Origin of the sequence: Pseudocolwellia antarctica (genome assembly GCF_049933045.1) — a bacterium.
In the GTDB taxonomy this organism is placed as follows: Bacteria; Pseudomonadota; Gammaproteobacteria; order Enterobacterales; family Alteromonadaceae; genus Pseudocolwellia.
On the sequence record NZ_CP187926.1, the window covers coordinates 748,566 to 764,874 of the forward strand.

At 36.5% G+C, this 16,309-nt stretch carries 10 protein-coding genes; 3 read left to right on the forward strand and 7 right to left on the reverse strand.

Annotation, left to right across the window (positions count from 1 at the left end; all coding sequences use genetic code 11):
- The first annotated feature begins 10 nt into the window (after window positions 1–10).
- Together ACPUVN_RS03250 and ACPUVN_RS03255 are read left to right on the forward strand one after the other, a co-directional pair.
- On the forward strand, window positions 11–2,398 hold the full coding sequence (locus ACPUVN_RS03250) for an AAA family ATPase (protein WP_426358036.1): 2,388 nt from the start codon (window positions 11–13) through the stop codon (window positions 2,396–2,398).
- A 342-nt stretch (window positions 2,399–2,740) separates the two neighbouring features.
- A complete protein-coding gene (locus ACPUVN_RS03255) occupies window positions 2,741–4,540 on the forward strand; it encodes a DEAD/DEAH box helicase (RefSeq protein ID WP_426358035.1) in 1,800 nt (599 codons plus the stop codon).
- A 363-nt stretch (window positions 4,541–4,903) separates the two neighbouring features.
- On the opposite strand, the gene ycaO is transcribed toward ACPUVN_RS03255, so the two are convergent.
- Window positions 4,904–6,658 carry a 30S ribosomal protein S12 methylthiotransferase accessory factor YcaO gene (gene ycaO, locus ACPUVN_RS03260; RefSeq protein WP_426369957.1) on the reverse strand — a complete coding sequence of 585 codons (1,755 nt, stop codon included), beginning with the start codon at window positions 6,656–6,658 and terminating at the stop codon, window positions 4,904–4,906.
- A gap of 529 nt (window positions 6,659–7,187) precedes the next feature.
- On the opposite strand from ycaO, the gene ACPUVN_RS03265 reads away from it, so the two are divergent.
- Window positions 7,188–9,122: a putative bifunctional diguanylate cyclase/phosphodiesterase gene (locus tag ACPUVN_RS03265; RefSeq protein WP_426358033.1), complete on the forward strand. Its 1,935-nt coding sequence runs from the start codon at window positions 7,188–7,190 to the stop codon at window positions 9,120–9,122.
- A 117-nt stretch (window positions 9,123–9,239) separates the two neighbouring features.
- Here ACPUVN_RS03265 and trpA read toward each other — a convergent pair whose 3' ends face one another.
- Genes trpA through ACPUVN_RS03295 form a run of 6 tightly spaced genes read right to left on the reverse strand, consistent with a single transcriptional unit; the run spans window position 9,240 to window position 16,043 of the window.
- A complete protein-coding gene (trpA, locus tag ACPUVN_RS03270; protein WP_426358032.1) occupies window positions 9,240–10,070 on the reverse strand; it encodes a tryptophan synthase subunit alpha in 831 nt (276 codons plus the stop codon).
- Entirely contained in the window at window positions 10,070–11,299 is a 1,230-nt protein-coding gene (trpB, locus tag ACPUVN_RS03275) for a tryptophan synthase subunit beta (RefSeq protein ID WP_426358031.1), read from the reverse strand. The genes trpA and trpB overlap by 1 nt, the downstream gene beginning before the upstream one ends.
- A gap of 2 nt (window positions 11,300–11,301) precedes the next feature.
- Entirely contained in the window at window positions 11,302–12,705 is a 1,404-nt protein-coding gene (trpCF, locus tag ACPUVN_RS03280) for a bifunctional indole-3-glycerol-phosphate synthase TrpC/phosphoribosylanthranilate isomerase TrpF (RefSeq protein WP_426358030.1), read from the reverse strand.
- Between the two features lies 1 nt (window position 12,706).
- Entirely contained in the window at window positions 12,707–13,738 is a 1,032-nt protein-coding gene (gene trpD / locus ACPUVN_RS03285) for an anthranilate phosphoribosyltransferase (protein WP_426358029.1), read from the reverse strand.
- Between the two features lie 17 nt (window positions 13,739–13,755).
- Window positions 13,756–14,394 (reverse strand): aminodeoxychorismate/anthranilate synthase component II, encoded by a 639-nt coding sequence (locus tag ACPUVN_RS03290; protein ID WP_426358028.1) that lies wholly within the window; start codon window positions 14,392–14,394, stop codon window positions 13,756–13,758.
- Window positions 14,394–16,043, reverse strand: coding sequence for an anthranilate synthase component 1 (locus ACPUVN_RS03295; RefSeq protein ID WP_426358027.1), 1,650 nt, complete (start codon window positions 16,041–16,043; stop codon window positions 14,394–14,396). Before ACPUVN_RS03295 ends, ACPUVN_RS03290 begins: the two co-directional genes overlap by 1 nt.
- Window positions 16,044–16,309: the final 266 nt, after the last annotated feature.

Consider the following 16,309-nt stretch of genomic DNA (forward strand, 5'->3'; position numbering starts at 1 on the left):
TGAGATCTTCATGACATTAGACCCCGTTGCCACTTTGATAACTCCTCAGCATTTAACGGCACATTTACCAGAGTCACTATTTACTCAATCTCATGATATAGAAGTAATCGATCAGCCCTTTGTTGGTCACGAAAGAGCAAAAGAAGCATTAGAGTTTGGCTTAGCTATGAATGCCATAGGTTTTAATGTGTTTGCTATGGGTGAACATGGTACAGGCAGACAAACTTTAATAAAGCAGATGCTTACCGAATTAGCTAAAAATCAAAGTACGCCTGAAGAATGGTGTTACATCAATAATTTTGATGATACTCACTCACCTTATAAATTGTATTTAAGCCCAGGCGACGGGAAACAATTAGTTGCGCGTATAAATACTTTTATTGATGATCTGATTGCTTTATTTCCTGAAGTTTTTGATAACCCAAGTTATCAACGTCAACGAACTGCGATAGATCGTGCTTTTAACCAACAATACGACGAAGCCATTGCTAAAGTAGAAGAAACTGCTTTAAAAAGTAACATTATGTTATTTGAAGAAGAAGGTGAAATTGGTTTTTCACTGGTTGTTGACGGTAAACCACTAAGTGAAAATGAACTAGCAAGTTTAGATGAAGAAAAACGTAATAGTTTTTATGAATCGGTAACTGAGTTAGAAAGTCTTTTATCTGAAGAACTAATAGAGTTACCTAAGTGGAAACGTTTATCTATAGATAAGCTGAAAAAATTAAAAAATGAAACCGCTGCTCAAAGTATTCAACCGCTACTAAAAGAACTTGAACACGAGTTTTCAAGTAACATAGGCGTTTTAAAATATCTATCTAAAGTTAAAGTACATGTTGTTGATACTGTACTAGATATTTTGGTGGGTGAAGATAACGAAAAACAAAAAGCCAAAGACAACCGAAAGTTAATGGTTGAACATTTTTTACCTAATTTACTTGTTGCACGCGAACCTCATGAAGGTTCTCCTGTTGTGTACGAACAAAACCCAACATATCAAAATTTATTTGGTCATGTAGATTCAGCAAGCTTTCAAGGTAACCCTTATACGAGTTATCGTTTGATCAGAGCTGGCGCGTTACACAAAGCAAACGGCGGTTATTTATTGCTTGATGCTGAAAAAGTATTAAATCAACCTGTAGTATGGGCTCGCCTTAAGTTAGCTATAAAAACTCAAGAAGTCACCATTGAAAATCCATATTCTGAGTTTTCACAACCGGGTTCTTATAGTCTTCAAGCAGAAAATATCCCACTAAAAGTAAAAATCATTTTATTGGGCGATGCAGATATTTATTACACCTTACATGCTTATGATCAAGAGTTTAATGAGCTGTTTAGAGTGCTTGCTGACTTTGATAGGCATTTAGATAAAAATGATGAAAACCTGATCGCTTACGCTAATTTAATTCGTCAACGTGCTCAAAAACATCAATATCCAACCGTGTCGGACGATGCGATTGTTGAATTAATTAAACATGCTTTAAGACGAGAAGAACACCAACATAAAATTTCTGCCAATATTGTTCATTCAAATGATTTATTAGATGAAGCGAATTACTTGTGGAACAAAATGGATGAGAAAGGTGACCTAATAGCTAAACATATCAAGTTAGCTCTGGCAGCTAAACAAAGACGAACAGGGCGTATTAGTGAAACTTGGTTAAGTGAAATTAAAGAACGCCAAGTATTAATAACAACACAAGGTGAACAAGTTGGTAAAGTTAATGGCTTAACTGTGTTGGAAATAGGCGAAAGTGTTTTTGGTACACCTGCTCGTATAACCGCAACTGTTTATGCAGGTAGCGAAGGTGTTACTGATATTGAACGCGAAGTTGATTTAGGTAAAGCTATTCACTCTAAAGGCTTCTTATTATTAACAGGCTATCTTGGACACAAATACGGACAAGAGTTTCCTGTATCTATATCAGCCAATATTGCGATTGAACAATCGTACGGTCATATAGATGGCGACAGTGCTTCAATGGCTGAGTTATGTGCTTTAATCTCATCTATTACTCAATTACCGATAGATCAAGGTATCGCGATCACTGGCTCTATTAACCAGCATGGAGAAGTACAGTCTATTGGTGGTGTAAATGAAAAAATCGAAGGCTTTTATCGATTATGTAAAGATCGTGGTTTAACAGGGAAACAAGGCGTTATCATTCCTCGTACAAATGTTATTAACCTAATGTTGTCTGATGAAGTGATTGCTGCGGTTGAAGAAGGTGTGTTCTCTATTCATGCCGTGGAAGATATCGACCAATCTCTAGAATTACTATTAGGAATGCCAGCAGGAAAGCCTAATAGTTTAGGTCGTTACCCTAGAAAAACAGTACATGCGATGGCGTTACAAAAGCTGTCATTATTTACGGATATGTTAGAAGGTGGAGAGTAGCCTTATTCTCCTGCTTTCAAATGAAGAATTCCAAGGCTATTAAAGAAAAAAGAGATAAATAAAGGCTAAAAAGCATTATTTAAGCCAAATAGTCAGTTATGTCTTGTACAAAACTTATTCTTCTGTATAATGCGCGCCTCACTTAAGATGACTTCTATAAGCAATGCTTAACGTGAAATGAGTGGGGTATATCCGCCCAATAGACTTGCCTAGCTAATGTTCATATTAGCATACCGATTGTGCCTTAAGTCTTCCTGGTGGTTTCCTCGTATATATATATGCGAGATCTTTGATTAAAATATTTTTCCCTGAATCAAATCTCGCCAAGAGAAGACAAATATTATGACAACAACTAACGATGCTCCTGTGAGCTTTGACTCTTTAGGCTTGCCTGAAACTTTATTATCTGCATTAACCGATTTAGGTTTTGAATCTTCAACTGCTATCCAAGCACAAACTATTCCGCCGCTTTTAGCTGGTAAAGATGTGTTAGGTGAAGCGCAAACAGGTACGGGTAAAACTGCTGCATTTGGTTTACCTGCGCTTGCTAAAATTGACCCGTCAATTAAAAAACCACAATTAATGGTTTTAGCGCCAACGCGTGAATTAGCGATTCAAGTAGCAGCAGCTATTGAAACATTTGCTAAAAACATTAAAGGTTTAAAAGTTGCTACCTTATATGGTGGTCAATCTTACCAACCACAATTTCAACAACTTGAGCGTGGCGCACAAGTTGTAGTAGGTACTCCAGGTCGTTTAATGGATCACTTACGTCGTAAAAGCTTAAAATTAGATAACCTTTCTTTCTGTGTATTAGATGAAGCAGATGAAATGTTAAACATGGGCTTTTTAGAAGACATCGAATGGATCCTTGAGCATCTTCCAAAGCAAACGCAAATGGCTTTATTCTCTGCGACTATGCCAGCACAAATTCGCAAAGTAGCTAACCGTTTCTTAAAAGATCCTGAACATATTAAAATTGCTGCTGTTAAACAATCTAAAGCAAACATCCAACAGTTTGCTTGGAAAGTAAGTGGCATTAGCAAAATTACAGCTCTAGAACGTATTGCTGAATCTGTAGATTACGATGCAATGATTGTTTTTGTTCGTACTCGTAACGATACAGTAGATGTTGCTGAAAAATTAGAACGTGCAGGTTACCCAGCACTTCCGTTGAATGGTGATATGAACCAACAACAACGCGAACGTACTATTGATCAAATGAAATCAGGTAAATCTTCAATCTTAGTAGCAACTGATGTTGTAGCTCGTGGCTTAGATATTCCTCGTATTACTCTTGTTATTAACTACGATTTACCTGGTGATAACGAAGCTTATGTTCACCGTATTGGCCGTACAGGTCGTGCTGGTCGTGAAGGTATGTCAATTGCTTTCTGTCGTCCACGTGAAATGTACTCATTACGTCATTATGAGCGTTTAACATCTGGCACAATCAATAACTATGAATTACCAAATATTGAAGATATTGGTAAAGCACGTATTGAACGTACTCGTACTAAAATAGCTGAAGTTGTAGCGAATAGAGATATTCAAGCAATGCGTGAAATCGTTGAGCAAATGGCTGAACAGTCTGAACTTTCAATGACAGATTTAGCAGCTGCTTTATTATTTGAAAGCCAGCTTAAGCAACCTTTACAACCAAAAGAAGATCCAAAACCTCGCAGAGAAACTCGTGAGCGTAGCGACAGAAATGATCGTAACGACAGAAGCAACCGCAATGATAGAAATGATCGTGGTGCTAGAGACAGCCGTGGTGGAAGAAACGAACGTGGTGGTGAAAGAGCTCCTCGTAAAGCTAAAGTTAACCGTACAGATGTTGATTGGCAGACTTACCGTTTAGAAGTTGGTAAAGAACATGGCGCTAAGCCTGGTGATATTGTTGGCGCAATTGCTAACGAAATCTCTCTTGATAGCAGCTACATTGGCGCAATCAACTTACACGACAAACATAGTTATGTTCAGTTACCTAAAGGTATGCCTGAGAAGTCGTTTAAGCAATTGAAGAATGTACGCATTCGTCGTCAAGCAATCGATATCACTGTATCTACTGATGCTCCTGCAGCAGCAAGTTCAGATACTTCTGGTGAACGTAAACGTCGTCCAGAACGTAGACCTAGCTAATCTTTAACTAGTTTATTTAATTAAAGGCGCTATTTAGCGCCTTTTTTGATCCCGCTGTTTTTATTATAAAGATAACAATTAAAATAAATCTAAACTCTGTATTGATTTATATCAGTGGTGAAAAGAAGAATAAGATTTGAACTGAGCTAGGCTTAATCCGTTTGGTATAAGATTAGGTTTAGCTTAGGTAGGCTATTTTATAGTTAAGAAGGTTAGGTTTATTTAGGCTTAGAAGGATGGTCTAAGGTGTTAAATGCTAAGTTCTATTTATTATCAAATCCCAGATAAAATAAATGCCTTTGAGTGATAACTCAAAGGCATTTTTTATAGTAATACTTTATTACTCAATTTAACTAAAAGTTATTATTTCCAGTTAGCAACTTTTGCTGCTTGTAACTTTTTATAACCATCAAGTAGCTTTTTATGTGTTTCAAAGCCTTCTAAACTTAAGCCAGGGCAATGTAGTCCATCAAATATAACTTTGCCTTCAACAATGTCTAAACAACGTTGTGATAGCTCTTTGCCGTACATTAGACCTAAAGATGTTATGTATTCGCTGTACTCACGGGACTCGTCCCACTTTATTTCAAGTAGTGCTTGTAGACAGCGATATTTACGTTTATTTTCTTCATTGTTTTGATCTAAATGTAATGCCCAGTTTACCCAGTCGATAGCTTGTTCATCTTGTGCAGCTAAAGCTAATACAGCTTTCATTTCACCTAAACGGAAATCAGCCCAGGTCGTTCCCGCATCTGGCGCTAAACCAATAAATTCTGCGGCAGCTAGTGCGTCGTTGTATCCGCCTTGCTCTAGTGCGTCTAAAATTTCTAGCCATTCTTCAGTATCACCTTCTTTTAATGTTAAGAAGGCTTCTCTAAATAGTGCGCCATCATTGTTATTATTCCAAACGATCTCGTCTACAGGGTATATGTCTGACATACCAGGTACTAATATACGACAGGCATATACGTTCAAATGGTTGTAGTCAGAAATTAATATATCGTGACCCATATCATGAATAATTTTAACTAAGTTGTCATATTCACTTTGCGTATCGGCATCAAAATCCCAATCAACAAATTCGTAATCTGGTGTTTCTTTAAAGAAGTCGTAAGAAATGAAACCACTTGAGTCAATGAAATGTAATTCAATGTTATGAGGCGAAGCAATTTCATCTTCATCAAAACTTGGTGGTTGAAATACATCTAATTGATCTAGGCTTCTGCCTTGCAATAATTCAGTTACCGTTCTCTCTAATGCAACTTCAAAACTTGGATGAGCACCAAATGATGCGAAAACACTACCATCTTTAGGGTTGATTAACGTAACACTCATTACTGGGTATAAACCACCGAGTGAAGCATCAGCTATTCGTAAATGATAACCGTGGCTTTCTAGTTCTTTACAGTCTGCTAAAATAGTAGGAAAACGTTCTAATACTGACAATGGCACTTCAGGTAAACAAATACCTTCAGCAATAATTTTGTTTTTAACGTAACGCTCAAAAACTTCAGACAAACTTTGAACACGCGCTTCGTTTTGCGTATTACCTGCAGACATACCATTACTAACAAAAACATTACCTATAACGTTTACAGGTACATAAATGTCTTTATTATCGCGTGCTCGGGTGTAAGGTAGGGCGCAAACACCACGTTCACCGTTTCCTGAGTTCATGTCGTAAAGTTTATCAATGGTAATTTCTTGATTTGGATCGAAGTAATTCCATAAACCTTCATCAAGCATGCCTTCAGGAATTGAATCATCTTCACTGAAAAACCATTTTTCATTAGGATAATGAACAAAGTCACTGTTTGAAATTTCTTCACCTAAATAATAATCGGCAAAAAAGTAGTTACAGCTTAAACGTTCAAAATATTCACCTAAAGCGCTAGCTAAACATGATTTAGCTGAAGAACCTTTACCATTTGTAAACATAAGTCCGCAGGTCGCATCTTTAATGTGAACTGAATAGCAATTCTCTAAAGGGTTTAACCATGAAGCTTCAACAATATCAAAACCGAAAGAAACGAGCTTTTCTTGCATGGTTGAAATAGATGATTCAAGGTCGCGATCTTTACCTTTAATGAAGGTTTTTTCGTTTGTGTTTTCAATCATGAAAATGTCTCGACAATAGGTGTAATGAATTAATACGTAATATGGCGATTATTATACCGAAAGCTATAAGGGATACCATGCAAAGTGTAATATTTAAATCAGAATTATAAATATTATATTTATAAAATTTTGAGTTTATTTCGAGGTTATCTACTAAGCTTTAGTTGAAGAGTCTTTTTATCACTTCAAATTCACATAATAAGTTTAATTATTTTAGTTTTAACATTTAACTTATTGGTATCTCTGTACTAAGTTTAAAGGTAGTAGATTGGATATTAACTGATGAGTTAATATCCTTAGTATATGGTTTTATTGGAATATTTTTTTATTATTGTATTCATTATGTTACTCTTGATAAATATTGCTAGAGTAATGTTTTAAACGTAATATTTAAAATATTAATATTGATTTAAATGTAGCTGTTTTAAATTGATATTATTTATCAATGGATTGGGTGTATATGTTTTTTGTTCCTGTTCTGAATAATTAAGTATTCAAACAGAGTGTTGAAAATAGAAAGGATGTAGCTTTGACAAATGTAAGAACTAAGTTTTGGAAGATGTTAGGTTTACTAGCAATGATCTTCATTATATTCATTTATGTTCTATTTGTAACTGAACTCACAAAAGCGGTTAAATCACCTGTTTTTAATTATCCAGATGAAGCTTTTGTTTTAACCCTAGAAACGCCTTTAAATACCACCGACAATTTAATTAGTACTGCATTATTATTACCTTTGAAAAAACAGGGTGATCAATTAGTTATCTCCTTACACAATAGTAAAACACCTAACTTAGTTGTACCTCTTAGAAATGTTACCTTTATTGTATTACTTGGCTTACTTTTCCCTATCGCTGCTTTTGTTATTATTTCGTGCGTGGTTTATACGTTAGCGATTAATTATCAACGCAGTAAACTAGATAAAATCTTAATGCCAATGTGTGCTCAAGCAGAAGATTTGATCGTAACTTTTGGTAGTAAAAGCCGAGATAAAAAATCCTATTCAGCTTTGTCGCAACTCAATATCTATATTGAAGATCTCTCTAAATACGCAAGAATTTATCAGATCAATGCAGAGCAAAGTGCCTTCTGCGATAAACTCACCTCATTAATTAATCGACATAAATTTTTAGAACATATCAATGAACAGATAGCTATTGCTGATGAAACTAAAACTCGATGTGGTTTGTTGTTCATAGATTTAGACGGTTTTAAACAAGTGAATGATTCGTTTGGTCATTCATTTGGTGATGAAGTTTTGATCCAAGTCGCAGAGCGTTTAAAAAGTGTCGTTAGAAGCCAAAACTTAAATTATAGTGATAACGAAGAAGACAAAGAATACAACCTCTCACGTTTAGGCGGGGATGAATTTACGTTATTCATTCAAGATATTGAAGATCCTGAAATACCTGTAAACATTGCGAATCATGTTTTAAAAGAACTAGAACGAGATTTTGTTCTAGGTAATAAGTTAGTGAAGATCAGTGCCAGTATCGGTATTGCAATATATCCTGATAGCGCTAATAGCCCAGAGGCTCTTGTTCAAATGGCTGATGTTGCTATGTACAGAGCGAAGAAAGAAGGGCGCGGTATTTATCGTATTTACTCGCCTGAGATGGGCAGTAAATTAAGACGTTATCATTATCTACTAGAAGAAATGCGTTTAGGTATTGTATCTAATAGCTTCTTTTTATCATTTCAGCCGATTATTCATGTTGATGGTTGTGCCATTAGTTACTTTGAAGCCTTAGTAAGATGGCAACATCCGATTGAAGGTATTATTTCTCCAGCTGAATTTATTCCTATCGCAGAAGACTCTAATCAAATTCTCGTTTTAGGTGATTGGATACTTAACGAAGCTTGTCGTCAGATGTCTGCTTGGCATCATGCTGGTATGACTAAGACCAAAATTTCTGTCAATGTGTCAGGCGTACAATTAAAACATCGTCCTATTTATGATTGGATTATGGATGCTTTAAATAAAACAGGCTTACCACCAAGTTCACTGATGTTAGAAATCACAGAATCATGTTTTATAGATATTTCAGAAAACATTATTTATGAATTAGAAAAGCTAAGAAAAGAAGGCATCTACATTGCTATTGATGATTTTGGTACAGGTTTCAGCTCACTTTCTGTTTTAGCAACCTTACCTGTTGATGTATTAAAAATAGATCGTATGTTTATTTCTGAAGCTAGCCACAATGAAAAATATCGTAAAATATTGAAATCGATTGTTGAGTTATCTCAACGTTTAGATCTTAAAGTTGTAGCTGAAGGCATAGAAGAAATAATTCAATTAGAGTTATTGAAATCTTTAGGTGTTGTTTATATTCAGGGTTATTTAATCAGTCGTCCTGAGAGCTCTAGAAATGTAGGACATAAAGTCTTAAATCAAGGTATGAATCACTTAGCGCATATGGGCACAGGTACTTGGGCACCTTCAAGTTCTCACATTATTTAATATTAATACTCAGTGAAAAAGTAAAAGAAAAGGCACTTTATGTTTAATAAAGTGCCTTTTTTATTTGATTAGCTATGTAAACTTAAGCATTTAAGCTTCGCTCTTTATGATAAAGAATTAAGCTTTTGTCGCTGCTTTCATGCTGCTAATGAAGTCTGATAAATCATTATTCATCGCAGTATAATCTTCTAAGTTATTTTCAATTATTTTTACAACAGCTGAGCCACTTATTGCGCCGACAGCACCAGCTAAAAGCGCTTCTTTTACTTGTTCTGGTGCTGATATACCAAAACCTAATATCGGTGGTGCAGCTTTGTATTTAGCCAATGTTGCAATTAAAGCATTGGCTGGCATAGCAGCTTTAGTTTCAGCTCCTGTAACACCTGCTCGACTTAATACATAAGTATAACCTGAGCCGTTTTCAGCAACATGTTGTAAGCTTTCTTCACTTGCATTCGGTGGTGCAATAAATATTTGAGCAATACCATGCTTAAGTGCTGCAGCTTTAAATGGTGCACATTCTCTAATAGGTAAGTCAGCAATTAATACAGAATCTACACCTGCTTTTGCCATGTCGCCATAAAAAGTGTCTAAGCCACGAGCAAAGATTAAGTTGCCGTAAAGTAATAAACCAATAGGAATGTTAGGTGCATATTCACGTATTTTAGCAATGATATCGATACAAGTATCAGTAGTTGTTCCTGAATTAATAGCACGTAAAGCTGCCATTTGAATAGTAAGACCATCTGCACTTGGATCTGAAAAAGGAATACCTAATTCAAGGGCATCAGCACCCGCATCAATAAGGGTTTTAATAACAGCTAAAGACTGCTCAGCGTTTGGATCGCCAATAGTAACAAAAGGAATAAAAGCCCCTTCATTCTTCGCTTTTAAATCAGCGAAGCATTGATCGTAACGATAACCTGCATTGTTAGTTGATTGAGTCATTACGCTTCTCCCTTCTGAGCTTCTAATACAGTATGTACGTGTGCTAAATCTTTATCACCACGACCTGATAAATTCACTAATATAATGGTTTCTTCAGTAACTGCATCAGCCATTTTAAGAGCATGAGCTAGTGCGTGTGAAGATTCTAATGCTGGAATAATACCTTCATTCATGGCTAAGGCTTGAAAAGCTTCTAATGCTTCATCATCGTTAATTGGCACATATTGCGCACGACCAGTATCTTTTAAGAAAGCATGTTGAGGACCAACAGCAGGGTAGTCTAAACCTGCTGAAATAGAGTAGCTTTCTTCTATCTGACCGTTATCGTCTTGCATAATATAAGTGTAGTTACCGTGTAACATACCTTTAGTACCAGCTACTAATGTTGCGCCGTGATGATGGGTATTTACACCTTTACCGCCGGCTTCAACACCAATAAGCTTAACGTCTTTATCTTCTATAAAATCGTTAAACATACCAATAGCGTTTGAACCACCTCCAACACAAGCCACTACGTAATCAGGTAATCTACCTTCTTCTTCTAAAAGTTGTGCTTTAGCTTCTTCGCCGATCATTTTTTGAAATTCACGAACAATAGTAGGGAATGGATGAGGACCTGCTGCAGTACCTAAAAGGTAATGAGCGTCTTCATAGTTAGCTGACCAATCGCGAAGTGCTTCGTTTACTGCATCTTTTAATGTTCCGCTACCTGCAGTCACAGGAATAACGGTTGCGCCCATTAATTCCATTCTGAATACGTTAGGTTGTTGACGAGCACAATCTACTGCGCCCATGTAAACACGACACTTTAAACCTAATAATGAACAAGCAATAGCGGTAGCAACACCATGTTGACCTGCGCCTGTTTCAGCAATTATTTCTGTTTTACCCATACGTTTAGCAAGTAAGGCTTGACCTAATACTTGGTTAGTTTTATGAGCGCCACCGTGTAATAAATCTTCACGTTTTAGGTAAATTTTAGCTAAAGGATTTTTAACTAAATTTCTACAAAGAGTTAAAGGCGTAGGACGACCTGCGTAGCTTGTAAGTAATTTATTAAATTCGGCCAAGAAAGCTTCGTCGGTTTGTGAAGCTATAAATTCTTGTTCTAATTGCTCAAGTGCTGGTACTAATAATTCACCAACAAACATACCACCAAATTCACCAAAATAAGCAGGTAGTGTTTTTTTAACTTTAGTTTCTGTATTTGTATCTGTGTTAGTTGTCATTATTAATAGTTCCGTATTTGTGCGAAAACTTGTGATAACTTTTCGCTACATTTTATGCCGGGGCTTACTTCAACACCAGAGTTGAGGTCTAAGCCAAATAAGTCGTGCTCAGTCAGTAGGTTGACTGCTTGCGTAATATTTTCATTGTTTAAGCCGCCTGCTAAAAAGCAGTTTGATAAGTCTTGCTCGCTATCAGCTAATCCTTGCCAGTTAAACGTTTCTCCACTACCTGCATTTTTACCATCTAAAACATTATGTTGGATATTGTTTAATGATAATTGCGGAACAGCAGACTCTACACTTTGTGCTTTCCATATTTCACAAGTACCAGCGCCATTTTCATTTAATAAGGCTTGTAGCTTGTTAATGTAATCTTGATCTTCTTGACCATGTAATTGCACACCATACAGTGCTAAGTCTTTAGCTAATGTAGCGATCTCTTCAATAGCATGATTAACAAAAACACCTACATAGTTAAGAGATGTTTCTTGAGTAACAATCATTTTTGCTTGTTCAGCGGTAATATAGCGTGGCGATTTCGTAGCGAAAATTAATCCACCATACACAGTACCTGATTCACTTGCGGCTTTGGCAAACTCAGGAGCCGTTAAACCACATACCTTGTTATTACCCAAAATCAGTTTTCTACAAGCAAGATCAATATCTTCTTCAGCCATAACGGAACTACCCACTAAAAAGCCATCTACGGCAGGCGCAAGCTCTCTTACTTGAGCATGGGTATAAATACCTGATTCAGAAATAACGAGCCTGTCATCAGGAATGGTTGGTGCGTAATCATAAGTACGAGATATATCAGTAGAAAGATCACGCAGATCGCGATTGTTTATGCCAATAAGTTTAGCACCTAAAGCAATCGCTCTGTCACGCTCTTCATCGTTAGATATTTCCGTTAAAATAGCTAAGTTGTATTGTTCAGCAACGGCGGCTAGCTCTTTATATTCTTCATCCGATAAAACACTTAACATCAATAATATAGCGTCAGCGCCATAATAACGGGCTAAATAAACTTGGTAAGTATCAACAAAAAAATCTTTATTAAGAACAGGACATTTAACTGTATCCGTTACTATTTGAAGATATTCGTGCTTACCTTGAAAGTATTTTTCGTCTGTTAATACTGAGATAGCAGCGGCATATTTATCGTAAATAGTACAAATTGCTTTTACATCGAAATCTTCACGAATAAGACCTTTTGAAGGCGAAGCTTTTTTACATTCTAAAATAAAGCCCGCTTCAGGTTTTTCAGCAGTACGAGTAAGGGCTTTGTACATATCTTTAGTGGTTGGTACAAGCGAGTCAATAAATGACGCTAGCGGTAAGCTTTTCTTTAACTCTTCAACGGTAACACGTTTGTCTATTACAATTTTTTCTAAAATATTTGCCATGCTATTTTTCAGCCTTTAAGTCTTTATTTGAAACGCTAACTAAAGTTGTTAGTGTGTTAAATGCTTCGCCTGACGCTAAAACTTTTTCAGCCATCGCTGCAGCATCTTTCAAGTTGTCTGTTCTGTCATGTAAGTAGAGTAATGCGGCACAATTAATAATAACGGCAGCATTATGGGCAGGTAAGCCTTTGCCTTGTAAAATGCTTTTAATGTAACTCGCATTTTCTTCAGGTGTTCCACCTTTTATATCTTCAAGGGTATAACGCGACAAGCCGAAATCTTCTGGAGAAATTGTCTTTTCTTGCATTGTACAATTGGCTATTTCAATAAGTTGTGTTTCACCATGTAAGGCTATTTCATCTAAACCACTACCATGAACAACCCAAGCGCGTTTTACGCCTGTTAATAATAAGCTTTGCGCTATTACAGGTAATAATTCTGGCGTATAAACACCGAGTAACATGGTTGATGGAAAAGCAGGGTTAACCAAAGGACCTAAAATATTAAACAAGGTTCTTATGCCCATAGCTTTACGCACAGGACCCGCATACTTAAAACCTGGGTGATACGCTGGCGCATATAAAAAACACAAGTTAGCTTGTGCTAAACACTCGCTTGCTGTTTCAGGCGACATAGATAAATTAACACCTAAGGCCTCTAGCAAATCTGCAGAACCCGACATACTCGATACACTGCGGTTACCATGTTTTGCCATTTTTAAACCACAAGCTGCAGCAAGAATGGCAGCGGTAGTTGAAATGTTAATAGTGTTTGCACCGTCGCCACCTGTACCTACACAATCTGCTACTTCAGTGGTTTGTTTTGGAAATGCTGTTGCGCAAGCTCGAACTGCAATGGCTGCCCCTGCAATTTCTTCAGAGCTTTCGCCTTTAACTTTTAAAGCGGTAAGTACCGAAGCTAATAACGACGGGTCAACATTGCCGTTAAAGGTATCTGTAAAAAATTGCTCTGCAGTTTGCTGACTTAATGATTGTCCATCAACTAACGTTTGTAATAGGTTATTTTTCGACATAATAAATTCCTGAATTCCTACACTGTTTTTTGTTGATGTAAACGAGTTAAGTGCTTTAACGTTTGCGCTAATAAATGACTACCATAGGTTGTTAATATTGACTCAGGGTGAAACTGAAAGCCTAATGCTGCATCTTGAGAATGCTGAACAGCCATAGGTAAAACCACATCATTGTCAGTCGTAAATTGAGCTATCATTTCTATATTATCAGGCATCTCTGTCGCAACTAACGAATGATAACGTGCTACAGGTAATGGATTAGCAATATTTAAAAATGCGCCTTCACCTGTATGTTGAATATTTGATGATTTACCGTGAACAATTTCTGGCGCGCGATCAATAACACCACCGTAATGTTGAATAAGTGCTTGATGACCTAAACAAATTCCCAAAATAGGAAACTTGCCTACAGTTTTAGTAATTAATTCCATCAAACATCCTGCTTGGCTTGGTGTACCAGGCCCAGGAGATAACACTAAAATAACACCTTGAGCATTATTTTTAGCTTCATTATTTAGTTGCTCAATAATGTAGTCAGCAGTCAGTGTATTACGATAAATAAGTGGTTCATAACCTAAGCATTTAAACTCGTCTACTAAGTTATATGTAAAAGAATCTAGGTTATCAAGCATGATGATTTTAGGTAAAGTTGACATTATTTACTCTCCTTTACTTGCTCAATAGTTTGCTCAGAATTTACTAATAAAAATTCCATATTTTCTGCCGCTTTTATCGCATTAATAACTGCTTGTGCTTTTTGTTTGGTTTCGTTGGCTTCTGATTGAGGGTCTGAGTCGTAAACAACACCAGCTCCTGCTTGAACCTGTGCCACACCGTTACTAACAAAAGCTGAACGGATAACAATACAAGTGTCCATTTCACCTTTACCTGTTAAGTAACCAACAGCGCCACCATAGCTACCACGGCGTTTACCTTCAATATTTCTGATTAATTCTGTGGCTTTAACTTTAGGCGCGCCTGAAAGGGTACCCATATTCATACATGATTGATAAGCATGCAGAGCATCTAAATCTAAGTCTAAAGTGCCACATACGCGTGAAACTAAATGCATCACATGAGAATATCGATCAACTTTTAATAAGTCGGCTACATGTCGAGTACCTGGTTGGCTTACGCGTGCGATATCGTTACGAGCTAAATCCACCAACATAATATGTTCAGCTAATTCTTTTTTATCTAAATGTAAATCAAGTTCTAAACGGCTATCTAAATCGGGAGAAAAGCTTCCATCAGGGTTAAATCCGCGAGGTCTTGTACCTGCAATAGGGTAAATCTCAACCTGACGGTTTTTATGTTGATACTTTAATGCTGACTCTGGAGAAGCACCAAACATACAAAAGTCACTGTCTTTTAAGTAAAACATGTAAGGGCTTGGGTTGCTTTCTTTTAACGATTTGTAGGCGTTAAGAGTATCTGAACAAGGTAAGTTGAAAGAACGAGAAGGTACAACTTGAAAAATGTCACCTGCTTTAATGTTTTCTTTTAATAAATTTACGTTAGAACAAAACTGCTCATCTGAAATATCGGTATGTACTTCTAGTTCAATACGGTTTGAGGTTTTTTCAGTTTGGTGTGCTGTATGGTTTTGCGTTAATAAAGCTTTTAACTCGGTAATACGAGTTCTGATCGCTTGATTGCTTTTTTCAACATCAGCACCGGAGAAAATATTACCGATAATTTCAGACGTTCGCTTTTCGTGATCAATAACAATCAATGTTTCAGCAAGATAGTAAACGAAATCAGGGCAGGTGTTTTCACCGTCAGCCACATCAGGTAGTTTTTCACTCATCGACATCATGTCAAAAGCAAATGCACCACCTAAGAATACAGAGAAATCATGAAACTCATCAGCCAGAGCTGGAGCTAAGTCATTAAATAAACGCAAACATTGAAAAGGGTTAATCGCTAACAAACGAGACTTTTCATCAAGCTGTTGAGTAACTTCAGGGAAAGTAGCGATTAATTGACTGTCTGTGCTACTGAGTTCAGCATGTTGCTTTAATGCTTGTTTGGCAAAAGCTAAAGCAGCTAAACCGTTATCCGTTAACACAGTGAATGTTACCGTATTGCCATTGCATACTATTTTTAATGCGGCGTGGGTTAATAATAAGCTTTTTAGTTGATGCTTTTTATCAATTTCAGCCGACTCAAGTAAAATGTTGTGGTTATTGTCGCCACAAATTTTATGGTAAACCGCTAAAGGATCGGCTTGATAATTTGCGGTATCCGTTAGGGTATGTACTTGACCAATCGTTGATGTATTCATGATTTCTTTGGTATTCATTTTTGTTCCTAGTATTCTAATTTATAAGGGAGTTGTCATCCAGCGTAAATGGGCAAAAGCCACCATATAAACCAACTTTTTACTTTAACTATTATCATTTTAATCTCTATTTTCTAAATGTGTAAAACGTAAAAAACCCGCTTAGGTAAGCAGGTTTTTTGGAATATATTTTTCTGTATAATTTACATACAAACAATCGCCACAACCTACTTATGTAGAATTATGCCACCACCAAATTAATAAAATAGTTTGTTTTGTTTGTATCA